Source organism: Phycicoccus endophyticus, assembly GCF_011326735.1.
In the GTDB taxonomy this organism is placed as follows: Bacteria; Actinomycetota; Actinomycetes; order Actinomycetales; family Dermatophilaceae; genus Phycicoccus; species Phycicoccus endophyticus.
The window spans coordinates 20,041-45,213 of sequence record NZ_JAANCN010000008.1 but is presented as its reverse complement, the minus strand read 5'-3'; the positions used below and the strand labels follow the sequence as shown (position 1 = coordinate 45,213).

Annotated in this window: 22 protein-coding genes; 16 read left to right on the top strand and 6 right to left on the bottom strand. The window is 74.8% G+C overall.

The genetic code is table 11. From position 1 onward, the window contains the following. Positions 1–24: 24 nt before the first annotated feature. The gene (locus G8D98_RS10295) at positions 25–462 is read right to left on the bottom strand and encodes an Lrp/AsnC family transcriptional regulator (protein WP_166102600.1); all 438 of its coding nucleotides are present in this window, start codon (positions 460–462) and stop codon (positions 25–27) included. Positions 463–616: 154 nt separating this feature from the next. Between G8D98_RS10295 and rocD the strand changes: the two genes are divergently transcribed. The 3 genes from rocD to G8D98_RS10280 all read left to right on the top strand — a co-directional run bounded on the left by rocD (position 617) and on the right by G8D98_RS10280 (position 4,063). Next, positions 617–1,849, top strand: coding sequence for an ornithine--oxo-acid transaminase (gene rocD / locus G8D98_RS10290; protein ID WP_229661934.1), 1,233 nt, complete (start codon positions 617–619; stop codon positions 1,847–1,849). Positions 1,850–1,994: 145 nt separating this feature from the next. After that, entirely contained in the window at positions 1,995–3,233 is a 1,239-nt protein-coding gene (locus G8D98_RS10285; protein ID WP_166102597.1) for a CaiB/BaiF CoA transferase family protein, read from the top strand. A 2-nt stretch (positions 3,234–3,235) separates the two neighbouring features. Next, on the top strand, positions 3,236–4,063 hold the full coding sequence (locus tag G8D98_RS10280; protein WP_166102595.1) for an FAS1-like dehydratase domain-containing protein: 828 nt from the start codon (positions 3,236–3,238) through the stop codon (positions 4,061–4,063). Here G8D98_RS10280 and G8D98_RS10275 read toward each other — a convergent pair. Next, positions 4,060–6,033 (bottom strand): helix-turn-helix domain-containing protein, encoded by a 1,974-nt coding sequence (locus G8D98_RS10275; RefSeq protein ID WP_166102592.1) that lies wholly within the window; start codon positions 6,031–6,033, stop codon positions 4,060–4,062. The genes G8D98_RS10280 and G8D98_RS10275 overlap by 4 nt on opposite strands. Positions 6,034–6,138: 105 nt before the next feature. On the opposite strand from G8D98_RS10275, the gene G8D98_RS10270 reads away from it, so the two are divergent. The 4 genes from G8D98_RS10270 to G8D98_RS10255 all read left to right on the top strand — a co-directional run bounded on the left by G8D98_RS10270 (position 6,139) and on the right by G8D98_RS10255 (position 11,843). Beyond that, positions 6,139–8,055, top strand: a complete 1,917-nt coding sequence (locus G8D98_RS10270) for an alkyl/aryl-sulfatase (RefSeq protein WP_166102590.1) — start codon at positions 6,139–6,141, stop codon at positions 8,053–8,055. A gap of 29 nt (positions 8,056–8,084) precedes the next feature. Continuing rightward, a complete protein-coding gene (locus G8D98_RS10265) occupies positions 8,085–9,446 on the top strand; it encodes an MFS transporter (RefSeq protein WP_166102587.1) in 1,362 nt (453 codons plus the stop codon). Between the two features lie 127 nt (positions 9,447–9,573). After that, entirely contained in the window at positions 9,574–10,887 is a 1,314-nt protein-coding gene (locus tag G8D98_RS10260; protein WP_166102585.1) for a hydroxymethylglutaryl-CoA reductase, degradative, read from the top strand. Further along, entirely contained in the window at positions 10,884–11,843 is a 960-nt protein-coding gene (locus G8D98_RS10255) for a hydroxymethylglutaryl-CoA lyase (RefSeq protein ID WP_229661936.1), read from the top strand. The genes G8D98_RS10260 and G8D98_RS10255 overlap by 4 nt, the downstream gene beginning before the upstream one ends. 1,004 nt (positions 11,844–12,847) lie before the next feature. On the opposite strand, the gene G8D98_RS10250 is transcribed toward G8D98_RS10255, so the two are convergent. Then, positions 12,848–13,492: an inorganic diphosphatase gene (locus tag G8D98_RS10250; protein ID WP_166102584.1), complete on the bottom strand. Its 645-nt coding sequence runs from the start codon at positions 13,490–13,492 to the stop codon at positions 12,848–12,850. Between the two features lie 82 nt (positions 13,493–13,574). Here G8D98_RS10250 and G8D98_RS10245 point away from each other — a divergent pair, with 82 nt between their 5' ends. The 9 genes from G8D98_RS10245 to G8D98_RS10205 all read left to right on the top strand — a co-directional run bounded on the left by G8D98_RS10245 (position 13,575) and on the right by G8D98_RS10205 (position 22,762). Beyond that, positions 13,575–15,050: a D-alanyl-D-alanine carboxypeptidase/D-alanyl-D-alanine-endopeptidase gene (locus G8D98_RS10245; RefSeq protein ID WP_166102581.1), complete on the top strand. Its 1,476-nt coding sequence runs from the start codon at positions 13,575–13,577 to the stop codon at positions 15,048–15,050. A gap of 15 nt (positions 15,051–15,065) precedes the next feature. Beyond that, positions 15,066–16,106 carry a zinc-dependent metalloprotease gene (locus G8D98_RS10240; protein ID WP_166102579.1) on the top strand — a complete coding sequence of 347 codons (1,041 nt, stop codon included), beginning with the start codon at positions 15,066–15,068 and terminating at the stop codon, positions 16,104–16,106. 3 nt (positions 16,107–16,109) lie between these two features. Further along, on the top strand, positions 16,110–17,102 hold the full coding sequence (tilS, locus tag G8D98_RS10235) for a tRNA lysidine(34) synthetase TilS (protein ID WP_166102577.1): 993 nt from the start codon (positions 16,110–16,112) through the stop codon (positions 17,100–17,102). 35 nt (positions 17,103–17,137) lie between these two features. Next, complete coding sequence (gene hpt / locus G8D98_RS10230) at positions 17,138–17,689, top strand: hypoxanthine phosphoribosyltransferase (protein ID WP_187566552.1); 552 nt, start codon at positions 17,138–17,140, stop codon at positions 17,687–17,689. Positions 17,690–17,841: 152 nt separating this feature from the next. Further along, positions 17,842–19,947: an ATP-dependent zinc metalloprotease FtsH gene (gene ftsH / locus G8D98_RS10225; protein WP_166102563.1), complete on the top strand. Its 2,106-nt coding sequence runs from the start codon at positions 17,842–17,844 to the stop codon at positions 19,945–19,947. Then, the gene (gene folE, locus G8D98_RS10220; RefSeq protein WP_229661937.1) at positions 19,934–20,527 is read left to right on the top strand and encodes a GTP cyclohydrolase I FolE; all 594 of its coding nucleotides are present in this window, start codon (positions 19,934–19,936) and stop codon (positions 20,525–20,527) included. The genes ftsH and folE overlap by 14 nt, the downstream gene beginning before the upstream one ends. A gap of 8 nt (positions 20,528–20,535) precedes the next feature. Further along, the gene (folP, locus tag G8D98_RS10215) at positions 20,536–21,369 is read left to right on the top strand and encodes a dihydropteroate synthase (protein ID WP_444980896.1); all 834 of its coding nucleotides are present in this window, start codon (positions 20,536–20,538) and stop codon (positions 21,367–21,369) included. After that, complete coding sequence (gene folK / locus G8D98_RS10210) at positions 21,366–22,280, top strand: 2-amino-4-hydroxy-6-hydroxymethyldihydropteridine diphosphokinase (protein ID WP_166102558.1); 915 nt, start codon at positions 21,366–21,368, stop codon at positions 22,278–22,280. The genes folP and folK overlap by 4 nt, the downstream gene beginning before the upstream one ends. Next, a complete protein-coding gene (locus G8D98_RS10205) occupies positions 22,277–22,762 on the top strand; it encodes a DUF3180 domain-containing protein (RefSeq protein ID WP_166102555.1) in 486 nt (161 codons plus the stop codon). The genes folK and G8D98_RS10205 overlap by 4 nt, the downstream gene beginning before the upstream one ends. A gap of 21 nt (positions 22,763–22,783) precedes the next feature. Here the strand turns inward: G8D98_RS10205 and G8D98_RS10200 are convergent, their stop codons facing one another. The 3 genes from G8D98_RS10200 to G8D98_RS10190 all read right to left on the bottom strand — a co-directional run bounded on the left by G8D98_RS10200 (position 22,784) and on the right by G8D98_RS10190 (position 25,170). Beyond that, complete coding sequence (locus G8D98_RS10200) at positions 22,784–23,887, bottom strand: NADH-quinone oxidoreductase subunit D (protein ID WP_166102842.1); 1,104 nt, start codon at positions 23,885–23,887, stop codon at positions 22,784–22,786. 79 nt (positions 23,888–23,966) lie between these two features. Beyond that, positions 23,967–24,962: an SAM-dependent methyltransferase gene (locus G8D98_RS10195; RefSeq protein ID WP_166102552.1), complete on the bottom strand. Its 996-nt coding sequence runs from the start codon at positions 24,960–24,962 to the stop codon at positions 23,967–23,969. Then, positions 24,955–25,170, bottom strand: a complete 216-nt coding sequence (locus G8D98_RS10190) for a helix-turn-helix transcriptional regulator (protein WP_166102549.1) — start codon at positions 25,168–25,170, stop codon at positions 24,955–24,957. Before G8D98_RS10190 ends, G8D98_RS10195 begins: the two co-directional genes overlap by 8 nt. Positions 25,171–25,173 lie beyond the last annotated feature (3 nt).

Sequence of the window (25,173 nt, the reverse complement as noted above, 5' to 3'; positions counted from 1 at the left end):
GGCGGCACGCGCCCGCCCGGTGGCTCAGCCCAGGGAGCGCTCGAAGAGGCGCGAGAGGACGATCGCGCTGCGGGTGCGCTGGAGCCGGTCGGTGCGACGGATCTGCTCGATGGTGTCCTCGAGCTCCGCGATGGACCCGGCCATGACGTGCACGAGGGCGTCCGCGTCGCCGGAGACGTTCCACACCCCGACGACCTGCGGGATGCCGGCGAGACTCGTCGCGAGCTCGTCCTTGAGCACGTTGCCGTCGTAGTAGATCTCGACGTACGCCTCGACCTCCCAGCCGAGGGACCCCGGGTCGATGACGGCGGTGAAGTGGCTGATCTCGCCACGGGCGAGCATCCGGTCCACCCGCCGCTTGACCGCCGGAGGTGACAGCCGCACCCGGCGGCCGATCTCGTGGAACGTGGCCCGGCCGTCGGCGAGGAGGCACCGCAGGATGGCGCGGTCGAGGTCGTCCATGGTCGCTCCGTGGCAGGTTCGGTCGCGCGAGGGCAGGTTCGGTCGCGCGAGGGCAGGTTCGGAAGAATCTTAGGGGTCAACCGGCCTGAATGAGCGATTGATTGTGAACGTGATGGTCCATACGGTCGAAACCCACCATCGACAGGAGGACCGAGTGCACCACGACGACCGCGCCGTCACCCCCGGCCGGGGGAGCCGGCTGGCCACCACCTACGCCCCGCTGCCGGTGCGGGCCGCGACGGCCGAGGGGGTCTGGGTGACCGACGACGCCGGCTGCCGCTTCCTCGACATGCTCAGCGCCTACTCCGCGATGAACTTCGGGCACGGGCACCCGGCGCTGCTCGCGGCCGCCCGCGAGCAGCTGGAGGCGATGACGCTCGTCAGCCGGGCCTTCGACCACACCGGGCTGGAGCGGTACGCGGCCGCCGTGACCGAGCTCGCCGGCAAGGACCTCATGGTGCCGATGAACACCGGCGCGGAAGCGGTCGAGACGGCCCTCAAGGTCGCCCGGAAGTGGGCCTACGAGGTCAAGGGAGTCCCGCAGGGGCGGGCAGAGGTCATCGTGGCCTCGGGGAACTTCCACGGTCGCACGACCACGATCGTCGGCTTCTCCGACGACCCCGACGCCCGCGGCGGGTTCGGCCCGTTCGCCCCGGGGTTCGTCACCGTGCCCTACGGCGACGCCGCCGCGCTCGAGGCGGCGGTCACGGCGGACACGGCCGCGGTGCTGCTCGAGCCGGTCCAGGGCGAGGCCGGCGTGGTCATCCCCGACGCGGGGTACCTGCCCGCCGTCCGCCGGGTCTGCGACGAGCACGACGTGCTCCTCCTCGCCGACGAGATCCAGTCCGGCCTCGGCCGCACCGGCGCCACGTTCGCCTGCGACCACGTCGGGGTCACGCCCGACGTCTACATCCTCGGCAAGGCCCTCGGCGGCGGCATCGTGCCCGCCTCGGCGGTCGTCGGGGACCGGGAGGTCCTCGGCGTCCTGCGCCCCGGCCAGCACGGGTCCACCTTCGGGGGCAACCCGCTGGCGTGCCGGGTCGGGACGGCCGTCGTCGGGCTCCTGCGCACGGGCGAGTACCAGGAGCGGGCACGCCGGCTCGGGGCCCAGCTGCGTGAGGAGCTGGCACCGCTGCTCGGGCACGGGCTCGAGGAGGTCCGGGTCATCGGGCTGTGGGCGGGGGTGGACGTCGACCCCTCCCTCGCGACCGGGCGTGAGGTCTGCGAGGCCCTCGCCCGGCGGGGTGTCCTCGCCAAGGACACCCACGGCTCGACCGTGCGCCTCTCGCCGCCGCTGGTCATCGAGCCCGACGAGCTGTCCTGGGGCGTCGAGCAGCTCGCCGACGTCCTGCGGTCGCTGGCCGGGCCGGGGCCGGCGCAGGGGTGAGAGCCCACGACCGCGGGTGCGCGCTGGGGCGCGGGCCCATCGACCGGCGGCGGGCGCCCGGATACGGTGCCACGGTGGCGCACGCGGGGCCGGCCGGCCGGACGGCGTGCCGGCCGCGGACCCGGCGAGAACGACGAGGTGAGGCATGCAGCGGGAGCAGTCCGAGACCCACGAGGGTGGCCAGGGAGCACTGGAGGGCGTCGTCGTCGTCGACCTGTCGCACGTCCTCGCGGGCCCGTACGCCGCGCAGACCCTCGCCGACCTCGGCGCGACGGTGGTCAAGGTCGAGAACCCGGCCAGCCCCGACGTCTCGCGCGGCTTCCCGCCGTACCTGCGCTCGGACGAGGAGGAGTTCAGCGGCTACTACGGCCAGTACAACCGCGGCAAGCTCGGGGTCTGCCTCGACCTCTCGCGCGAGGAGGGCAAGCAGGCCCTCAAGGACCTCGTGGCCCACGCCGACGTGCTCATCGAGAACTTCCGGCCCGGCACCATGGACAAGCTCGGCCTCGGGTACGAGGTGCTGGCCGAGGTCAACCCCCGCCTGGTCTACACCGCCGTCTCCGGCTACGGCCAGACCGGCAGCCGGCGTCGCCGGCCCGCGTTCGACAGCACCGCCCAGGCGGCCGGGGGGCTGTGGTCGATGAACGGCTACCCGGACGCCCCGCCGGTGCGGGTGGGCGTGACCATCGGTGACCTGTCCGCGACGATGTTCGCCGTCATCGGCACGCTGGCGGCGCTGCGGCACGCCGAGCGCACGGGCACCGGCCAGCTGGTCGACGTCGCGCAGGTCGACAGCATCGTCGCGATGACCGAGAGCGCCGTCGTCGACTACACGGTCGACGGGAAGGTCGCCACCCCCGCCGGCAACGAGCACGCGTGGGTGCGTCCGTACGAGCTCTTCCCGTGCGCCGACGGCCAGGTGTTCTTCGGTGCGTACACCGACAAGCTGTGGGCTGCCAGCTGTGAGCTCTTCGGCACCCCCGAGGCCGCCACCGACCCCGAGATCGACACCATGCGCAAGCGCTTCGAGAAGGAGACCTACGACCGGCGGGTCAAGCCGCTCGTCACCGGCTGGTTCGCCGGGCGCACCCGCCAGGAGCTCGAGGACCTCGCCGGCGACGTCATCCCGCTGACCGCGGTGCGCACCATCGGGGAGGTCGTCGAGGACCCGGGCACCGCCGAGCGGGAGATGGTCGTCGAGGCCGACTACGGCCCACTGGGTGCGCTGCGGATGTTCGGCTCGCCGATCAAGCTCGGGGCCACCCCCGCGGTTCCCGACCGTCCGGCCAACCGGGTGGGGGAGCACACCGAGGAGGTCCTGCGCCGCTTCGCGGGCTACGACGCGGCGCGGATCGCGGCGCTGCGTGCGGCGAAGGTGCTCTGAGAATGGGCGGGGAGCGGGTCCGGCGCGAGCGGCTGCGGCTCGAGCCGGCCGCCGCCTACCGCTCGACGTTCGCTCCCTCCGGCCCGCCGCCGGTGCTCGGGGAGCCGCTGCCCCCGGGCTGGGAGGGCGTCTACTTCCCCTTCGACGCCGCGTACGCCGACCTGCGCCCCGACGGCTCGCCCGGGGGTGAGGACGTCGTGCCCGACGTCGGGCTGCCGCGGCGCATGTACGCCGGGGAGGACACGCGCTTCCTGCGCCCCCTGCGCTACGGCGACGAGGTCGAGCAGCGCACCGCCCTCGGCGCCGTGACGCGCAAGCAGGGCCGGGCCGGGGAGCTGGTCTTCGCCGACGTCGAGCGGGAGTACCTGGTCGGCGGCGAGGTGGCTGTGAGGAGCACCTGGCACGACGTGTTCCTGCCTGCCGAGGACCCGTCGCAGGCGCGCGAGCCGGCGCCGCCGGGCGAGCCGGAGACGTGGACCTGGTCGGAGCAGGTGGTGCTCGACAGCCGGGCGCTGTTCCGGTACTCGGCGCTGACCTTCAACACCCACCGGGTCCACTACGACCGGCCATGGGCGCAGAACGTCGAGGGGCTGTCCGACCTGCTCGTCCACGGGCCGCTGCTGCGCATGCTGCTGCTCGACCTGGGTGCCCGCGCCCTCGCCGGGCGGCCCGTGACGCGGTTCTCGGTGCGCTCGCTGGCCCCGGCGTTCGTCGACCGGCCGGTCACGCTCGCCGGGCGCGTCGAGGGGGACGGGGCCGAGCTGCGTGCCCTCGACGAGGCGCACCGCACGCTGGCCCGGGCACGGCTGAGCACCCAGCCGGCCGGCTAGGGCGTCCGGTCGGCGGAGCGCCCGCCGAGCCGGTCGAGGAGCTCGTCGAGGCGGACGGCCAGCGACAGCCGGAAGAACGGCTCGTCGCTGCGCCAGTCCTCTCCGAGGACGCGGGTGAGCCGCTCGAGCCGCTGCAGGATCGTGTTCGTGTGGAAGCTCAGCTCCCGGGCGGTGCGGGTCGGGCTCGCCTGGTTGCGCACGAACGCCCGCAGGGTCGCCAGCAGGTCGGTGCCGTGCGCCTCGTCGTACCGGCGGACCGGACCGACCATCGTGGTGAGGAACGTGCGCAGGGCGAGCGGGTCCGGCTCGAAGACGGCGGCGTAGGGGTGGTAGTCCTCGGCCCGCGCGGCGAGGTCCTCGACCCCGAGCGCCTGGAGCAGCCGGGCGGTGCGCAGCGCACTCACGGCGGCGCCGGGAAGGTCGTCGTCGGCCGCGGCGCCGACCGACAGGACGGGGCCGCCGAGGGCGTCGCGGAGGCGGTCGTGCAGCTGCTCCATCGACGCCCCGCCCGCCCGGGGAGCCACGGCCGCCGCGGCGTACCCGCCGTACTCGCCGACGAGCGCCCGACCCTCGAGCAGGGTGCGCAGCAGGCGGGTGGCCTGCGCCCGCAGCTGCGCGGGCACGGCGACGAGCAGGAGGGTGTCGAGCTCACGGACCGTGACCCGCAGCTGCTTGGCCCGCCGCACCCCCTCGCGCCGGCGCTCCGGTGAGCCGTCGAGCAGGTCTGCGAGGCACTCGCCCGCCCGTCGATGCTCGGCGTCGGTGACGGCCTGGCGCTGCATCGCGAGCAGCGCCCCGACCTGGGCGCCGCGCTCGATCGTGCGGACGTCGACCGAGCTGAGGGGGAAGCCACCGGCGCCGAGCAGCACCGCACCGAAGTGGTGCGAGCCGGCCGTCAGGGCGGCGACCGCCTCGATGCCCCCGCCGTCCTCGAGGAGCACGCACCGCCCGGAGGCGTGGCTGGTCCGGACGGCCTCGGCCGCGGCCGAGGCCGGTGCCAGGGCCGCGTGGGGGATGGGCGGGCCGGCGGTCACGAGGACCTCCCCCGCCTCGTCGACGACCGCGACCCCGCGGTGCAGCGCCTCGGCGAGCTTCTCGGCGATGGGGGAGAAGTCGCTGTCCTCGAGCACCGAGCGCAGCAGCTGCTGGTGGACCGCCGCCGCCCGGTCCCGCTCGGTGAGGTGCTGGCGCAGCTGGTCCAGCGCCGCTCCCGCCTCCTGTTGGGAGCGCTGCAGGTGCGCCAGCCGCTGGGCGGTCTGCAGGACGACGGAGGCGTGGTTGGCCAGCGCCGACAGCAGCGCGATCTCCTCGGGGGCGAAGGCGTGCTCGTCGCGGATCCCGACGAACAGCACACCGAGCACGTCCTGCTCGGAGAGCAGCGGGACGCCGAGGAGCGAGACGAGCCCCTCGGCGGCGACCGCCTCGGAGAGCGTGTCCTCGTGCCACTCGAGGCCGTCGTCCTCGTACCGGGTGACCCACTGCGCCGCCCGGGTCTCGACGACCAAACCGGCCAGGCCGCGCCCGGGAGGGACCACGAGGTGCTGGAACTGCGGGCTGACCGAGCCCACGGTCTTGCGCACGTGCAGCGTCCGGTCGGCGGCGTCGAACTGGGAGAGGTAGGTGACGTCGGAGTCCATCATGTCGTGGGCGCGCTCGACGAGGCGGGCCAGCACCGCGTCGGCGTCACGTTCCTCGGCCAGCTCGCGGGCGCTGGAGAACAGGGCCGTCAGCTCCCGCTCGCGCCGGCGCAGCCGCCGCTGGTCGCGGCGCAGCCGGTAGAGCTGCTCGGTCGTGCGGACGGCCGGGTCGCCGGTGAGCCCGAGGGTCGCCAGGGCGTCGTCGAGCCCGCGCGGGTCGACCGCGCGCTCCCCGAGGGCGGCCTCCAGCACGATGGAGACCGCCCGGGCTCCGGTCTGCTCCGGGCCGTCCTCGTCGGTGTCGCGGGCCTGCGGTCCGGCGGTCGCAACCACGCGGTCTCCTCGCTGAGTCGGTGTGGCGGTGCTCTACACAATGCCGCCCTCTGTGTCGCCAGGGCACATTGGGCAGCGGGGCCAGGCCACCCTAGCGTCGCCCTCGTGACTGTGAGGAACGCCCCGGGCCACCGAGCCGCATCCCCCTCGACCCGCGCGGCGCACGCCGCCGCGACCGACGCCCTGCCCTGGGAGGACGAGCGCGACCTCGCCGACGCCGAGCGCGGCTTCGTCGCCTCCCTCGAGCCGCTGACGATCCGCGACGAGCGTGGGTCGGTCGTGTGGGACCTCGAGCCGTACGAGTTCGTCGACGGCCCGGCACCGGACACCGTCCACCCCAGCCTGTGGCGGATGGCCCGGCTGAGCCGCCGGCACGGGCTCTTCCGGGTCACCGACGGGCTCTACCAGGTGCGCGGCTTCGACATCTCGAACATGTCGGTCATCGAGGGCGAGACCGGCTACGTCGTCATCGACCCGCTGACCTGCGTGGAGACCGCGGCGGCGGCGATGGACCTCGTGCGCCGCGAGCTCGGCGACCGCCCGGTGACCGGCCTGGTCTACACCCACGGTCACATCGACCACTTCGGCGGTGCGGCCGGTGTCCTCCCGGACGGTCGGGCGCCGGAGGGGATGCCGGTCATCGCGCCGGTGGGGTTCACCGAGCACGCGGTGAGCGAGCACATCCACGCCGGGGTGGCGGTGAGCCGTCGCTCGCAGCTGATGTTCGGCAAGCCGCTGTCCGTGGGCCCCCGCGGGCAGGTGACCGCCGGGCTGGGCTTCACCCTGCCCGCCGGGAGCATCTCGCTCGTCGAGCCGACCCGGCTCGTCGGCGAGACGGGCACCGAGGTCGTCGTCGACGGCGTGCGGCTGGTCTTCCAGTTCACCCCGGGTGCGGAGGCCCCCGCCGAGGTCAACGTCCACCTGCCCGACCTGCGTGCGCTGTGCATGGCCGAGACCGTCTCGCACCACATGCACAACCTCTACACACTGCGTGGCGCCGAGGTCCGCGACGCCCTCGCGTGGAGCACCTACCTCGACGAGGCCATCGAGCTGTTCGCCGACCGCACCGACGTGATGTTCATCAGCCACCACTGGCCGGTGTGGGGCCGTGAGCGGGTCGTGGAGCACATCGGGATGCACCGCGACCTCTACCGCTACCTGCACGACCAGACCCTGAGGCTGGCCAACCACGGGCACACCCCGGCCGAGATCGCCGAGCTCATCGAGCTGCCGCCGCAGCTGGACCGCTACTGGGCCAACCGCGGCAACTACGGCTCCCTGCGGCACAACGCCAAGGCGGTCTACCAGCGCTACATCGGCTGGTTCGACGCCAACCCGGCCCACCTGGACCCCCTGCCGCCGGCGGAGTCCGGCAGCCGGTACGTCGCCCTCCTCGGAGGTACCGAGGCGGTGCTCGGGCACGCCCGTGCGGCCGTCGAGGCCGACGAGCTGCGGTGGGCCGCCGAGCTGCTGGCGCACGGCCTGGCCGCCGAGCCCGACCACGGGCAGCTGCGGGCCCTGCAGGCCGACGTCTTCGAGCAGCTGGGCTACCGGGCCGAGAGCGGCCCGTGGCGCAACTTCTACCTGCTCGCGGCGGCCGAGCTGCGTGGCGAGGTGCAGCCGGTCTCGACGTTCGTGCGCTCCAACGCGGAGATGGCGCCGGGCATGACCGCGTCGATGCTGCTGGACTTCCTCGCCATCCGGCTCGACGGCCCCCGTGCCGCGGCCGCGCCGTCGCGCTGGGGCCTGCGGCTGCGCGACCGTGAGGAGTCCTACGTCGTCGAGGTCGACCGGGGGGTGCTCCACCACCGGCGGAGCACCCGGCCCGAGGACTCCACGCTCGTGCTCGACCACCCGGCGCTCGTCCGCCTCGTGCTCGGGATGTCGACCCTCGAGGAGGCCGTGGAGCAGGGTCTCGCGCACATCGAGGGTGACCCCTCGGGGGTGCGCTCGGCGTTCGACCAGCTCGACGTCTTCGCGGGCGACTTCAGCGTCGTCACGCCCCACCCGGCTCACCGCTGAGCCGGCCGACAACCCGGAGAGGACCACCGATGGCCACTGTCGACATCGCTCACCAGCCCGCCAGGCGCCCCGGGGCACGGGCGTGGCTCACCGTCCTGCTCCTGCTGCTGTTCATGGTGATCAACTTCGGCGACAAGGCCGTCCTCGGGCTGAGCGCCAAGCCGCTCATGAGCGACCTGGGGCTCAGCGCCTCCCAGTACGGAGAGATCAGCAGCGCCTTCTTCTTCCTCTTCAGCGCCTCGGCGCTCGTCGTCGGCTTCATCATCGACCGCTTTCCCACCCGATGGGTGCTGCTCGTCATGGCGGTGGTCTGGTCGGCCACGATGCTGCCGGTGGCCCTCGGGGTCGGCTACGCCGGCCTGCTCGTCAGCCGCATCGTCCTCGGCGGCGCCGAGGGCCCGGCCTTCCCGGTGGCCAACCACGCGGCACACAAGTGGTTCCCGCAGCACGAGCGCAGCATCGCCAGCTCGCTCGTATCGCTCGGGGTCCCGCTCGGCGTGATCATCGCGGCGCCGGTGGAGACCCGGGTCATCGAGACCTACGGCTGGCGGACCGCGTTCGTCACCCTCGCGGTGGCCGGGCTCGTCTGGGCAGCGGTGTGGCTGGTGCTCGGCCGGGAGGGGACGGTGGACGAGGCCGAGCAGGTGCGCCCCGGTGCCGACGCCGAGGCGGCGCCGGCCGACCTGGCCCACGGGGCGGGAGCCGCGCAGGACCCGCCGTACTGGCGGATCCTGCTGACGGGCACCTGGATCGGGAGCGTGCTGTCCGGGTTCGCGGCCTACTACGCCGTCGCCCTGCTCGTCGCGTGGGTGCCCCCGTACCTCGAGACCAGCGGGTACAGCGCCACCGAGATGTCCGGCCTGGTCACCCTCCCGTGGATGGTCAACGGCCTGGCGCTGCTCGCCTACGGCCCGCTCGCCCGGACACTGGGCTCGCGGGGCGTGTCGGGCCGGGTGGTCCGCGGCGTCCTCGGAGGTGGGGCCGTCGCGGTCGGTGGGCTCGCGATGTTCCTGTTCCTCCACGTCGGGCACGGGCCGGTGAAGATCGCCATGATGTCGCTCGGGTTCGGCCTCGGTGCGGTCGTCTTCGCCGTCGCGCAGGCGACGTGCGCCGAGCTGGCCCCGCCCTCGCGGCGGGGTGGCGTACTCGGCCTCTACGGTGCGCTGTACGCCACCGCCGGGGTCATCGCGCCGTACGTCACGGGCCGGCTCGTCGACGCGTCCGCCACGCCGCTGGACGGCTACGTGCGCAGCTTCGCGGTGGCCGGGGCGCTGCTCGTCGTCGGCGGTCTGGCCGCGGTCGTGCTCGTCGACCCGGGGCGGGACGCGCGCCGGGTGCTCGGCGCCACGCGTCCGGCGGCCACTGTGCCGGCGGAGAGCGCGTCGCAGTGACTGGCGCTCGCGCGGCCCGCCGGGACCAGTGCGGACAGCACACCGAGGACGCGGGGCGGCGTGCCCCGAGCACATTGGGCGCTCCGGTCGCCGCCAGTAGCGTCGAGCCCGGCCCGGGCACCCCGCCGTGCGGCCCCGCCCCCTCGTCCCGAGCTCCCGGAAGAAGGAAGACGTGACCAGTCGCCTGTCAGGGTTGAAGGATCTGTCCATCGACGAGCGCCGCGCGCGGGTCGCGGACGCGATGGGCGTCCGGGCGGGGGTGTTCGAGGCGCTCTCCCCGGAGCACGGCCTCACCCTCGAGCAGGCCGACCACATGGTCGAGAACGTCGTCGGGGTCCTCGGGCTGCCCGTCGGCATCGCGACGAACTTCGTCGTCAACGGCCGCGAGGTCCTCGTCCCGATGGCCACCGAGGAGCCGTCGGTCGTCGCCGCGGCGTCCAACCTGGCCCGGATGACGCGTGACCACGGCGGCTTCGTGGCCTCCGCGACCGCCCCGCTGATGCAGGCACAGGTCCAGGTCCTCGACGTCGCCGACCCGGCGGGCGCCCGGGTGCGGCTGCTCTCGGCCGCCGAGGAGCTGGTCGCGCTCGCCAACGAGCAGGACCCCGCGCTGGTGCGCTTCGGCGGCGGGGTCCGGGACATCGCGGTGCGCCTGGTGCCGAGCAGCCGGCAGACCTACGTCGTCCTGCACCTCGTCGTCGACGTCCGGGACGCCATGGGCGCCAACGCCGTCAACACCATGGCCGAGGCGATCGCGCCCCGCGTCGCCGAGATCGCCCGGGGCCGCACGCTCCTGCGCATCCTCACCAACAAGGCCGACCTGCGGCTGACCCGCGTGGCCGCGACCTTCGACGCGGCGATGCTCGGCGGGCCGGACGTGGTCGAGAACATGGTCGACGCGGCGGAGCTGGCCGTGGCCGACCCCTACCGGGCCGCGACGCACAACAAGGGCATCATGAACGGCATCACCGCGGTGGTCCTCGCGACGGGCAACGACACCCGCGCGGTCGAGGCCGGCGCCCACTCCCACGCGGTCGGCCCCGAGGGCCGGTACACGTCGATGTCGCGCTTCGAGAAGGACACCGACGGCAACCTCGTCGGCACCCTCGAGCTGCCGATGCCCGTCGGGCTCGTCGGCGGGGCGACCAAGGTCCACCCCGTGGCGCAGGCCAACGTCGAGCTGCTCGGAGTGCACACCGCGAGCGAGCTCGCGCAGATCATCATGGCCGTCGGGCTCGCACAGAACGCCGCGGCGGTCCGAGCCCTCGCGACCGAGGGCATCCAGCGCGGCCACATGTCCCTGCACGCGCGCAACGTGGCCGTGACGGCCGGCGCGGTCGGTGCCGAGGTCGACGCCGTCGTGGCCCGGATGGTCGAGGCGAGGTCGGTGCGCGCCGAGACCGCCGAGGAGGTCCTCGCGCAGCTGCGGGGACGGTCGTGACCCCACCCTTGCCGCCCGAGGTCGGCCTGCCGAGCCGTCACCGGGTCCCCGGCCTGCCGGAGCGGGTGACGGTCTACGAGGTCGGCGCCCGCGACGGGCTCCAGGCCGAGGCCGTGCCGGTGCCGACCGCGGCCAAGGTCCGGATGATCCGCGAGCTGCTCGCCGCCGGGCTGCCCATGGTCGAGGCGACCAGCTTCGTCTCGCCACGCTGGATCCCGCAGCTGGCCGACGCGCCGGAGGTGGTGGCCGGGCTCGCCGAGGCCGGCCTGGACCTCGCCCGGCACCCCGTGCTCGTGCCGAACGACCGTGGCCTGGACCGGGCGCTCGAGGCCGGTGCGGGCGCGTTGGCGGTCTTCGTCAGCGCGACCGAGACCTTCGCCCGGCGCAACCTCAACATGGAGCGCTGGGAGGCGGTCGAGGCGGCGCAGAAGGTGACCGAGCGGGGGGCGCTCGAGGGGCGGCCGGTCCGTGGGTACGTCTCGATGGTCTTCGGCGACCCGTGGGAGGGCCCGGTCGCGCCGGGGCAGGTGGCCGAGGTCGCCCGGGCGCTCCTCGACGCGGGGTGCTACGAGGTCAGCCTCGGCGACACGATCGGGGTCGGCACTCCCGGGCACGTCGGCGCCGTCGTCGACGCCGTCGTCGCCGCGGGCGTCCCCCGCGAACGCCTGGCCCTGCACCTGCACGACACCTACGGGCAGGCGCTGGCGAACGTGTACGCCGGGCTGCTCGCGGGGGTGGAGACCTTCGACGCCTCCGTCGGTGGCATCGGCGGCTGCCCCTACGCCGGCTCCGCGACGGGCAACCTCGCCACCGAGGACCTCCTGTGGATGCTCACCGGGCTCGGCGTCGAGACGGGGGTCGATCTCGACGCGGCGATGCGGGCCGGGCTGGCGGTGACGACGCTCCTCGGGCGCCCCTCGCCCTCCAGGGTCGTCCAGGCGCTCCGGCCGAACTGAGCCCGGCGGGTCCCGAGACCGTCAGCGCGGGCGCGCGGGAGGGTCGGCAGCGGGTGCGTCGGCCGCCCGGCGCTCGCCGAGCGTGGCCCAGGTGACCGCCGCCCCCGAGGTGACGACGAGGGCGATGCCGACCGCCGCGGGAGCCGAGAGCGTCTGCCCGAGCAGCACGGCACCGAGGAGGCCCCCATGACGGGGTCGAGGGCGAACAGGACGGACACGACCCGGACGCCGGCGAGCCGCAGCGCGAGGAAGTCCCCGCCGAAGGTCACGGCCACCGCGACCGATCCGGCGAGCAGCAGCACGACGACGTCGGAGCCATGCAGGGACGAGGCCGCCGGCAGCGACGCCGGTGCCAACAGCACGGCGGAGCCGGCGACCGAGAGGGCCAGCGCGTCCATCCCGGACCCGCGCCCGAGATGGTGCGAGCACAGGGTGTACGCCGCGAGGGCTGCGGCCGCGGCGAGCCCGACGGCGACCCCCGCCGCGCCGACGCCCTGGGTCGCCGAGGCGGAGAAGGTCCCGGTCACGAGCGCCACCCCGAGGAGGGTGAGGAGCGGGAGCAGCAGCTGCGGCCCGCGGGGGGTGCGGCGGGCGGCCAGGGCGAACGGCCCGAGGTAGAGCAGGGTGGCGGCGACGCCGAGCGGCAGCATCGAGACCGCCTGGTAGTAGACGGCGTTCATCAGCGCGATCGACGCGGCCAGCAGCCCGACGGCGAGCCACTCGCGCCGGGTGCGGTGACGCAAGCGCGGCCGGACGAGCGCGAGCAGCGCCGCGGCGCCGAAGGCCTGGCGCAGACCGGCCACGGCCACCGGCTCGGCCCGCTCGAACAGGGTGCTGGCCAGCGCGGCCGCCCCCTGGACCGCTGCGGTGCTGAGCACGACCAGACCCGCGCCCACGGCCACCGCGACGGCGGGGGACCGGGGCAGGTGCGTCGGGGAGGACACGTGCGAGGACTCTGCCATCGCAGTCCGACAGGGCCCGAGCGGGCCCGTGGGAGGGCGGGGTCAGTCGTCGCTGAGCGGCTGGTCCTTCGTCGCGAGCTCGGCGCGCGCCTTCTGGGCGGCGGCCTCGATCTCCTCGGGCGTGTGCGCCGAGGTCACCGCATCGAGCAGGTCCTGGGCCGGGGCGTCGGGGTGGGGCGGCATCCCCCAGCGCGCGGTGGATAGCCCGGCCGCGGTGGCCCGGTCGAGGGCCTCGCCGATGCACTTCTCGGCCTCCTCGCGGCTGGCCCAGTGCGCGCCCTCGACCGACTTGCCCGGCTCGAGGTCCTTGTAGGTCTCGAAGAAGTGCTGGATCTCGAGGCGGTCGAACTCGGTGACGTCGGACAGCTCGGTGATGTGCGCCTTGCGCGGGTCGCCCGCGGGGATGCAGAGGATCTTGTCGTCGCCGCCGGCCTCGTCGCGCATGTGGAACATCCCGATCGGGCGGGCGCGCACGAGGCAGCCGGGGAAGGTCGGCTCGTCGAGCAGGACGAGGGCGTCGAGCGGGTCGCCGTCCTCGCCGAGGGAGTCCTCGATGTACCCGTAGTCGGACGGGTAGGCCATCGAGGTGAAGAGCATCCGGTCGAGGCGGATCCGACCGGTCTCGTGGTCGACCTCGTACTTGTTGCGATGACCCTTGGGGATCTCGATGGTGACGTCGAACTCCACGGTGTAACGGCTCCCTTTGCTGCGTGACTAGGCTCGAGCGACAGTCTGACGCATCCGGGCCGCGGTGGCGAAGGGAGACGGGGTGAGACGTGTCATGGTCGCCGGCGCCACCGCGCTGGCACTGCTCGGGGTCGGCGGGTACGCGACGGCCGACGTGCTCGACCTCGCGCCCGGCGTCCTCACCCTGGAGCCCGAGCCGGGAGCGGCCGCCGGCGCCGCCTCGGGGGCCGAGGACGGCGGGGCCGAGCTGCCCGACCTGCTGCCCACGCCGGAGAGCACCGGCGACCTGCTCGGGCCCGGCGCGGCCGAGGCGTCCCGCCCCCGGGCCCGGGCCGTCGCGGCCGCCGTGGCGGCGGCGACGAGCGACCCCGAGGCCGCCGACATCGGCGTCGTCGTCGGCGACGGGGAGACCGGCACGGAGATCTGGGCCCGCGGTGGCGACACCCCCCGCGTCCCGGCCTCGACGGTCAAGCTGCTCTCGGCGCTGGCGGTCGCCGACACCCTCGACCTCGATGACCGGATGGCGACCAGCGTCGTCGCCCGCCGTGGCTCGCGGGACCTGGTCCTCCTCGCGCGCGGCGACACCCTGCTCTCCCCGAGGGGCGGCGACCCCGACGCCGTCATCGGCCACGCCGGGCTGGGCGACCTCGCCGAGCAGGTCGCGGACCGGCTGCGCGCGAGCGGGCGGACCTCGGTGACCCTCCGCCTGGACCTGTCGTGGGCGCCCGGCCCCCGCTACCCCAGCACGTGGAACGCGGCCGACGTCGGACAGTTCTACGCGCGCCCGGTCCTCATGACCGGGCTCGGCACCCAGCTCGGCGACGAGGGCCGCACGGCCGTGCCCGCCCATCCCGAGCAGGAGGTCGCCTCGGCGTTCGCCGCCCGCCTCGAGGAGCGCGGCGTCCGGGTGCGGCTGCAGCCGGAGTCCACGTGGTCCGAGCCGGCGCCGACGCGGGCGCGGACCCTGGGCGCCGTGGAGTCGGCGACGTACGCCGAGGTGCTCGACCACACCCTCGACGTCAGCGACAACACCCTCATCGAGAACCTCGTGCGCCAGGCCGCGGCCACCGCCGGCGAACCGACCGCCCCGGAGCGCGCCAACGCCGCGTTCATCCGCGACCGCCTCGAGGCACACGCCGTGCCCACCGCCGGCCTCGTCCTCACCGACGCCTGCGGCCTCAGCCCCGGCCAGCGGGCCGCGCCGCGCACGCTCGCGGCCGTGCTCGCGCTGGCCGTGACCGACGAGGTGGCGCCACTGCGGCGGCTGGTCGCCGCGCTGCCCGTCTCCGGGCTGGACGGCACGCTCGCCGACCGGTTCACCGACGAGGCCACCGGCGACGTCGCCGGCGTGCCGCGGGCCAAGACGGGCACGCTGCGCACCGGCTCCGGGCTCGCCGGCACCACCGTGGACGCCGACGGGCGGCTGCTCACCTTCGTCGTGCTCGCCGACGGCTACCCGCAGGACGGCCCGGGGATCATCCGGGCCCGTGAGGCGTTGGACCGGATCGTGGCCGCGCTCACCCGGTGCGGCTGCGGGGCCGCCAGGTCCGCAGCGTGATGAGAGGCTGAGCCCGTGGGATTCGTCGACTGGGAGTTCGCGAAGTCGACCGGCCGCACCCTGGTGCCGGCCGGGCCGGTGGTGTCGCCGGCGCAGGCGCGGGCGGAGGTGGAGGCCATCCGCGAGGCGGCCCGGGCCGCCCGGGCCCCGGTGGCCGAGACCGCCCGGCTCGAGACGCCGCCCGGTGCGCCGGAGGCCGTCGTCGTCGACCGGGCGACGTGGATCGGCGTCAACGTCGACTCGATGGCCGCGCTGCTCGACCCCGCGGTCGAGGCCATCCTCGACCGTCGCGGGGCGTCCCCGAGCCCGACCGGCCAGGCCATCGGCGGCAAGGTGACCGGCGCCGAGGCCGGCGCCCTGCTCGCCTTCATGGCGAGCAAGGTCCTCGGCCAGTACGACATCGCCCCCCAGGGCACCCCCGCCCTGCTCCTCGTCGCGCCCAACATCATGGCGGTCGCCCGCGACCTGGCCGTCGACCCCGCGGACTTCCGCTCCTGGGTCTGCATGCACGAGGAGACCCACCGCGTGCAGTTCACCGCCACCCCCTGGCTGCGCGAGCACCTCGTCGACCAGGCCCGGCGCCTGGCGGTCGACCTCGCACCCGACCAGCAGCGCATCCAGGAGATCGCCTCGCGGGTCACCGAGCGCCTGCCGGAGCTGTTCTCCGAGGGCGGTACCGGCATCGCCGAGCTCTTCGCGACACCCGAGCAGCGTGAGCAGATGGCCCGGGTCACCGCCGTGATGTCGCTCCTCGAGGGCCACGCGGACGTCGTCATGGACGACGTCGGCCCGGCCCGGATCCCGAGCGTCGCCGAGATCCGGCGCAAGTTCACCGCGCGCCGGCGCGGCGCGGGAGCCCCGGACCGGCTGCTGCGCCGGCTGCTCGGGCTCGAGGCGAAGATGGCGCAGTACCGCGACGGCGCCGTGTTCGTCCGGGCGGTCCAGGACGAGGTCGGCGTCGACGGCTTCAACGCGGTGTGGACCTCCCCGGAGACCCTGCCGCTGCCGCAGGAGATCGAGGACCCCCGGGCCTGGGTCCGCCGCGTGCACGGCTGAGCGATGGACCGGCCGTGGGGACGCCCCCACCCGGCGGTCGCCGCCGCTCGCGCAGCGGTCCGCGCCACCCTCGCCGAGTGCGACCCCGGCGACCTCGTCCTCGTCGCGTGCAGCGGGGGAGCGGACTCGACGGCGCTCGCGGACGCCGCGCGGGTCGAACGCGAGCCGGCCGGGGTGCGCACCGGGGCGGTCGTCGTCGACCACGGGCTGCAGCCGGGCTCGGACGGCGTCGCGCGCGCCGTCGCCGAGCGGATGACCGGGCTGGGGCTGGACCCCGTCGAGGTGGTCGCCGTCGCAGTGGACGCGACGGGGACCGGCGTCGAGGACGCTGCCCGGAGCGCGCGGTACGCCGCCCTCGAGCAGGTCGCCGGCCGGTTGGGCGCGCGCCTGGTCCTCCTCGGGCACACCCTCGACGACCAGGCCGAGCAGGTGCTCCTCGGGCTCGCCCGGGGGAGCGGGGCGCGCAGCCTCGCCGGGATGCCGCCCGCCCGCGGCCGCTACCGGCGGCCGTTGCTCGGGCTCTCCCGGGAGCAGACCCGGGCGGCGTGCCGGGCGGAGGGGCTCACCTGGTGGGAGGACCCGATGAACGCCGACCCCGCCCACGCTCGGGTGCGGGCACGGCGCGCGCTCGCCGAGCTCGAGGCCGGCCTCGGCCCCGGCCTGTCGGCGGCGCTGGCCCGCAGCGCCGACCTGCTGCGGGAGGACGCCGACCACCTCGACACGCTGGCCGCCGCGGCGAGCGCCGGGCTCGGCGAGGGTCCGTGGCCGGCCCGGGCGCTCGCGGACCTGCCGCGCGCGGTCCGCACCCGCGTCTGGCGCCGGCTGCTCACCGGGCGCGGTGCCCCCGCGGGCCAGGTCTCCGCCCGCCACGTCGAGGCGTGCGAACGGCTCCTCACGCACTGGCACGGGCAGGGCCCGGTGCACGCGCCGGGCGGGCTGCGGGTCACTCGGTCCGCCGACCGGGTGTCCATCACCCCCACCCCTCCGGTTGAATAGCACCGACCACCCGACCGCCCCACCCAGGAGCCGCAGTGGACGCCGCCCACATGGGAGCAGACCTCGAACGAGTCCTCATCACCGAGGAGGAGATCCACGCCAAGCTCGAGGAGCTCGCCGGCTTCATCGCCGAGCGCTACGCGGGCCAGGACCTGCTCCTCGTCGGGGTGCTCAAGGGGGCGGTCATGGTCATGGCCGACCTCATGCGCGCCCTGCCGATGAGCGTCCCGGTGGACTGGATGGCGGTCTCCTCCTACGGCTCGGGCACCAAGAGCAGCGGCGTGGTCCGCATCCTCAAGGACCTCGACACCGACATCACCGGGCGGCACGTCCTCATCGTCGAGGACATCATCGACTCGGGGCTGACGCTGTCGTGGATCCGGGCCAACCTGGAGTCCCGCAGCCCGGCCTCGGTCGAGATCTGCACCCTGCTGCGCAAGCCGGACGCCGCCAAGGTCGAGGTCGACGTCCAGTGGGTCGGCTTCGACATCCCCAACGAGTTCGTCGTCGGCTACGGCCTCGACTACGCCGAGGCATACCGCGGGCTGCGCGTCGTCGGGACCCTCGCGCCCCACGTCTACAGCTGACCTCGGCGCGGCCGCCGCCAGGGTCCGGCGGGCCCGCCGGAACACGAGCGTTGACGGGCTCGTTGCTAGCGTGTACCAGTCCCGGGCCGCGGTAGGTCGGCCGGGCGAGCGACGACGACCCAGGAGGGTGGGGCCACGCGCCCCGCGACCAGATGGACTTCAAACGCATTCTCCGCGCCCCGGTGTTCTGGGTGCTCGCCGCCCTGGCGATGCTGCTGCTCGTCTTCTCGCTCGGGGGCGACGGCGGCTACACGACGGTCACGACCGCCCAGGCCGAGAACCTCATCACCGAGAAGAAGGTCGCCTCGGCGGTCATGACGACCGACAACGTCATCACCCTCGACCTCAAGGACGGGCAGACCTTCTCGGACGCGGACAAGAACATCTCCGGGGCCACCAAGGTGCGCGCGGAGTACGTCGACGCCCGGGCCGAGCAGCTCGTCGACGAGCTGCGGACCAACCTGCCCGACGGCTACGACGACCAGGTCAAGGGCGACAGCCCGTTCTGGACGATCTTCATCAGCTTCTTCCCCGTCCTGCTGCTCGTCGGGCTCTTCTGGTTCCTCATGACCCAGGCCCAGGGCGGTGGCTCGCGGGTCATGCAGTTCGGCAAGTCGCGCGCCAAGCTCGCGTCCAAGGACACCCCGAAGGTGACGTTCGCCGACGTCGCCGGGGCCGACGAGGCCGTCGAGGAGCTCCACGAGATCGTCGAGTTCCTCCGCGAGCCGGCGAAGTTCCTCGCCGTCGGGGCGAAGATCCCCAAGGGCGTCCTCCTCTACGGCCAGCCCGGTACCGGCAAGACCCTCCTCGCCCGCGCCGTCGCGGGTGAGGCCGGCGTGCCGTTCTACTCGATCTCCGGCTCGGACTTCGTCGAGATGTTCGTCGGTGTCGGCGCCAGCCGTGTGCGCGACCTCTTCGAGCAGGCCAAGGCCAACGCGCCGGCGATCGTCTTCGTCGACGAGATCGACGCCGTCGGCCGCCACCGCGGCGCCGGGCTCGGCGGTGGGCACGACGAGCGCGAGCAGACGCTCAACCAGCTGCTCGTCGAGATGGACGGCTTCGACGTCAAGACCAACGTCATCCTCATCGCCGCGACCAACCGGCCCGACATCCTCGACCCCGCCCTGCTGCGGCCGGGCCGCTTCGACCGGCAGATCGCCGTCGAGAACCCCGACATGATCGGCCGGCACAAGATCCTCCAGGTGCACGCCCAGGGCAAGCCGATGGCCGCCGGGGTCGACCTGCTCGCCGTCGCGCGGCGCACGCCCGGGATGACCGGCGCCGACCTGGCCAACGTCCTCAACGAGGCCGCGCTGCTCACCGCGCGCAGCAGCAAGAAGCTCATCGACGACGACGTGCTCGACGAGGCGATCGACCGGGTCATCGCCGGCCCGCAGAAGCGCACCCGGATCATGTCGGCCAAGGAGCGCAAGATCACCGCCTACCACGAGGGCGGGCACGCCCTCGTCGCCGCCGGGATGAACCATCTCGACCCGGTGACCAAGGTGACGATCCTGCCGCGCGGCCGGGCCCTCGGCTACACGATGGTCATGCCCGTCGACGACAAGTACTCGACGACCCGCAACGAGATCCTCGACCAGCTCGCCTACGCCCTCGGCGGGCGGGTCGCGGAGGAGATCATCTTCCACGACCCGACGACGGGTGCGGCCAACGACATCGAGAAGGCGACCGCGATGGCCCGCAAGATGGTCACCGAGTACGGCATGAGCGAGCGCGTCGGGGCGATCAAGCTCGGCCAGAGCCAGGGCGAGCCGTTCCTCGGCCGCGACATGGGTCACCAGCGCGACTACTCCGAGCAGGTCGCCGCGGTCGTCGACGAGGAGGTCCGCAAGCTGATCGACGCGGCCCACGACGAGGCCTGGCACGTCGTCAACGACAACCGCACGATCCTCGACGGCCTCGTCCTGGAGCTGCTCGACAAGGAGACCCTCGGCGCCGCGGAGCTCGCGCAGATCTTCGAGGACATCGTCAAGCGCCCCGAGCGCCCGACGTGGCTCTCGAGCGAGCACCGCACGCTCTCGGACATCCCGCCGGTGCTCACCCCGGCCGAGGAGGCCGCCCTCGCCGGACGCAACGGCGCCGGGGCCCCCGACGGCGCCGTCGTCACGCCGGGCGACCCGCGCACCGAGGCGCGGATCGACGCCCGGGCCGCCGAGGGCGCCCGTCCCGAGGCGGCCGAGGAGCACCCACCGAGCGAGACGGTCGAGGTGCCGGAGGGTGGTCGTGTCGAGCCCTGAGGCCCGACCCGACGTCGACCTCCCCCGGGCCGAGGCGGCCGTGCGCGAGTTCCTCCTCGCCATCGGCGAGGACCCCGACCGCGAGGGCCTGCGCGACACCCCGGCGCGGGTCGCCAAGGCGGCCCACGAGCTCTACGCCGGGCTGTACCAGGACCCCGCCGAGGTGCTCTCGGCCACCTTCCCCATCGAGCACGAGGAGCTCGTCGTCGTCCGGGACATCCCGATGTACTCGACGTGCGAGCACCACCTGCTGCCCTTCCACGGGGTCGCCCACATCGGGTACATCCCCGCCGAGGACGGCCGGGTGACCGGGCTGTCCAAGCTCGGCCGGCTCGTCGAGGTCTACGCCCGCCGGCCGCAGGTCCAGGAGCAGATCACGACGCAGATCGCCGACGCCCTGGTCACCCACCTGCGGGTGCAGGGCGTCATCGTCGTCATCGAGGCCGAGCACCTGTGCATGTCGATGCGGGGTGTGCAGAAGCCCGGGTCCCGCACGATCACCTCCGCGGTGCGCGGCCAGCTGCGCGACGCGGCCACCCGGGCGGAGGCGATGTCCCTCCTGCTCGGTGGTCGGCGGTGAGCCCGCCGGTGCCTCTGCCCACGGGTCGCGCGGGCCGCCCGGTCGTCATGGGGGTCGTCAACGTCACCCCGGACTCCTTCAGCGACGGCGGCCAGTGGTTCCAGCCCGAGGACGCCGTGGCCCACGGCCGCGTGCTGCGCCAGCAGGGCGCCGACGTGCTCGACGTCGGCGGCGAGTCGACCCGGCCCGGCGCGCAGCGGCCCACGCAGGAGGAGGAGCTGCGCCGCGTGCTGCCGGTGGTCGAGGCGCTCTGCGCGGTGGCCCCCGTCTCGGTCGACACGATGCGCGCGGCGGTCGCCGCCGCTGCCCTGGACGCCGGCGCCAGCCTCGTCAACGACGTCTCCGGGGGGCTGGCCGACCCCGAGATGGTCCCGCTCGTCGCCGAGCGAGGGGTGGCGTACGTCGCGATGCACTGGCGCGGGCACAGCGCGCGGATGCAGTCGCGGGCCCGCTACGACGACGTCGTCGCCGACGTCCTGCGCGAGCTCGGCGAGCGGGTCGAGCAGCTCCTCGGCGCCGGGGTGCGACCCGAGCACCTCGTCCTCGACCCGGGCTTCGGGTTCGCCAAGACCCCCGAGCACAGCTGGGAGCTGCTGCGGCGCCTCGAGGAGCTGACCGCGCTCGGCCACCCCGTCCTCGTCGGGACCTCGCGCAAGGGCTTCCTCGGCGCGGTCGGGCGGGCCGCGGGGGCCGAGCGCGCCCCCCTCGAGCGGGACGTGGCGACCGCCGTCACCACCGTCCACGCCGCCACGCACGGGGCGTGGGGGGTCCGGGTCCACGACGTCGTCGCGACGCTCGACGCCCTCGACGTCGCCGAGACGCTCGCCGGTGGGCCCCGATGAGCCCGGCCGGAACCGCTCGTGACCGCGTCGTGCTCCGCGGTGTCCGGGGGCGCGGCCACCACGGCGTGTTCGAGCACGAGCGGCGCGAAGGCCAGGAGTTCGTCGTCGACGTCGAGGCCGCGCTCGACCTCGCGGCCGCGGGCCGCACCGACGCGCTCGTCGACAGCGTCGACTACGGCCGGCTCGGTGCCGCCGTCCTCGCGCGGATCGAGGGCGAGCCGTTCGACCTCGTCGAGCGGCTCGCCGAGGTGATCGCGCAGGACGTCCTCGCCCACAGCGCGGTCGACGAGGTGACGGTGACGGTGCACAAGCCGCAGGCCCCCGTCGGCGTGCCGTTCGACGACGTCGCCGTGCGCGTCGTGCGGCGGCGGGCGCCGCTGCCGGTCGTGCTCGCCGTCGGCGCGAACCTCCCCTGGGGGCAGAGCCCGCCCCGCGACACGGTGCGCTCGGCCCTCGAGGCCCTCGCCCACCACCCGGCCCTGCACGACGTGCGCCCCTCGGCGCTGGTCGAGACCGACCCGGTGGGCGGGCCGGAGCAGCCGCGCTACGTCAACGCCGTCGTGCTCGCCCGCACGGCGCTCTCGCCGGCCTCCCTGCTGCGCGAGCTGCACGCGCTCGAGGCCGCCTTCGACCGCACCCGCGAGGTGCGGTGGGGGGCGCGCACCCTCGACCTCGACCTCGTCCAGTACGGCGACCCGGCCACGGGCAGCGACGTGGTCTCCGACCGCGAGCACCTGGCCCTGCCGCACCCGCGCGCCCACGAGCGCGGCTTCGTGCTCGTGCCGTGGCTCGACGCCGACCCGGGTGCCGTGCTGCGCGTCGGGGAGCGGGTCGTGCCCGTCGCGGAGCTCGTCCGCGCGGTCGACACCACGGACATCACCACCCCACCAGTGGAGGAGGAGCAGAGTTGAGCCGCAACGGCGTTCGCATCCAGACGCTGGTCGTGGTCTCGGCGGTCACGACGGTCGTGGGCTTCCTCGCGGCGGTGCTCGTCACCCGCGACGGCTCGCTGCTGCAGCGCCCGCCGTGGGCCGCCGGGGTCCTCCTCGTCGTCATGGGCGGTCTCGTCCTGTGGCTCGCCCGCCCGGTGCGCCGGCACCTGCGCAGCGGGCTGCGCACGTCGGTGGACGCCCTCCGGGCCGCGCGCACCGTCGTCCTGGCCCAGGCCGCCGCGCTCACCGGCGCGGCCGCCGCCGGGTGGTACCTCGGGCAGCTCCTCTCGCTGGTGCGCGACCTCTCCCTCGTGGCCAACCAGCAGCGGCTGGTCCCCTTCGGGCTGCTCCTGCTCGCCTCGGTCCTGCTCGCGGTGTGCGGCATGGTCGCCCAGGCCTGGTGCCGGATCGACCACGACGACGAGGACCCCCCGCCGGGGGAGGACCCCGCCCTGCGTTGAGCGGGGTGCCGGCCGCGCCGGCTACTTGTCGACGTCCCCGACGACGAAGAACATCGAGCCGAGGACCGCGACGAGGTCGGCGACGAGGCAGCCGGGCAGCACCTGCGAGAGCACCTGGACGTTGCCGAACGACGCCGAGCGCAGCTTGAGCCGCCACGGCGTCTTCTCGCCCCGGGAGACGAGGTAGTACCCGTTGAGCCCGAGCGGGTTCTCGGTCGCGGTGTAGCGCTCGCCCTCGGGGACCTTGAGCACCTTGGGCAGGCGCTGGTTGACCGGCCCCGGGGGCAGCGAGCGCAGCCGGTCCAGGCACGCGTCGACGAGGTCGAGGCTGACGTGCACCTGCTCGAGGAGGACCTCGAGGCGGGCCAGGCAGTCGCCCTGCGTGCGGGTGACCACCCGGCCGGGCCCGCCGGGGGCGAAGAGCTCGCCGTAGGCGAGGTAGGGGTCGTCGCGGCGCAGGTCGAGGTCGACCCCGCTGGCCCGGGCGATCGGCCCGGAGACCCCGTAGGCGAGCACGCTCGAGGCGTCGAGCACCCCGACGCCTCGGGTACGGGCGAGGAGGATCTCGTTGCCGACGAGGAGCGACTCCAGGTCCGGCAGCCGTCGCCGGACGGCGGCGGACGCGTCCGCGACCCGTCCGAGCCAGCCCGCCGGGACGTCCTCCTTGAGACCGCCCACCCGGTTGAACATGTAGTGCATCCGGCCGCCGGAGGCCTCCTCCATGACGGCCTGGAGCTCCTCGCGCTCGCGGAAGGCGTAGAAGACCGGGGTGATCGCCCCGAGCTCGAGGGGGTAGGAGCCGAGGAACATCAGGTGCGAGAGCACCCGGTTGAGCTCGGCGAGCAGCGTCCGCAGCCAGACCGCGCGCTCGGGCACCTCCATCCCGAGCATCGCCTCGACCCCGAGGACGACGCCGAGCTCGCTGGAGAAGGCCGAGAGCCAGTCGTGCCGGTTGGCCAGGACCGTGACCTGGCGGTAGTCACGGACCTCGAAGAGCTTCTCGGCCCCTCGGTGCATGTAGCCGACGACCGGCTCGGCGGTGCGGACCCGTTCGCCGTCGAGCACGACGCGCAGCCGCAGCACGCCGTGGGTCGCCGGGTGCTGCGGGCCGATGTTGAGCACCATGTCGGCCGTGGCGAGGCCGCCCGCCCCGACGGCGACGTCGAGGGGGCGCGGTGCAGCGCCGTCGTCGGGGGTCACCCGGTCAGTCTGCCGCACCCCCACCGGGTGCCGGCGGGCCGCCGCCACGCCGCGCCGGGCGCCGGGCGATGACCCAGGAGAAGTCCCCGAACCCGCCGGGTGCCACCAGCGCGTGCAGCGCGGAGGAGCGGGCGAGGCCCGCGAGGTAGCCCGCGGGGTCGGTGTGGGCGCGCTCCACGGAGGGGGCGCGGACGTCGCCGAGCAGGTCGAGCAGGACCGTGCGCTGGCCGTGCCGCTCGTCCTGCTCGAGGGAGTCGACGGCCACGTGGGCGGTGACGTCGCAGGTGCCGTCCGGCACGGGTGGTACCTGCTCGCCGCGGCGGTAGCCGGCGAGGCTCCCCTCGGCCGGGCGGGTCGCGCGGGTGTGCCCGTAGTCGACCGCGAGCACGGTGCCGCGGGTGACCCGCCCGAGCAGCCCGGCCCAGGCCCGGTCGCGCGCCAACCCGACCTCGACCCGCGCGCCGGGGGCGGTGGCGGGCCAGTGCTCGGCACACCACGCGAGCTCGTCGGGGCCGAGCGGGTCGCCGAGGGACTCCCGGCCCGTCGCGGGGTCGACGAGGACGCCGCGCAGCCGGCCGTGCGCGTCCACCTCGGCGACCGTGCACGGCACGACGTCGAGCCACTCGTGGGCGACGACGAGGGCGTCCTGGAGGCCGTCGAGGCCCGGGGGCAGGTCGGCGCCGCCGGGGGAGGTGAGCCAGTGGGCCGCCGCGGGCAGGCCGGCCGGGCGGGCGACGACGTCGACCCCGGTGAGGGCGAGCCCGGGCCGGACGGCGTGCACCGCGGCGAGCAGCTCGCCGCGACCGGCGCCCACGTCGACGACGTGCGAGCGGCCCTCGCGGTCGGCGAGCCGCGCGAGTGCCCGCGCGAGCAGCGGCCCGGTCGGCCCGTGGGTGGCCGTCGTGAAGTGGGCCGCGGGGCCGGTGGGCGTGCGGTAGGCGCCGCGCGGGCCGTAGAGCGCCTCCTGCCAGGCCACCGGCCACGGGACGGGTTCAGCCATGACGGCCCGTCCGGCCCCCGGGGAGGTGGAAGAGGGACTCGACCGTGGTGTCGAAGTAGCGCGCCAGGAGGATCGCGAGGGGGAGGGAGGGGTCGTAGCGCCCGGCCTCGAGGGAGTTGACCGTCTGCCGCGAGACGCCGAGGGCCTGCCCGAGGGCGGCCTGGGAGAGGCCCCGCTCCGTACGCAGCCGGCGGATGTCGTTGTCCACGGG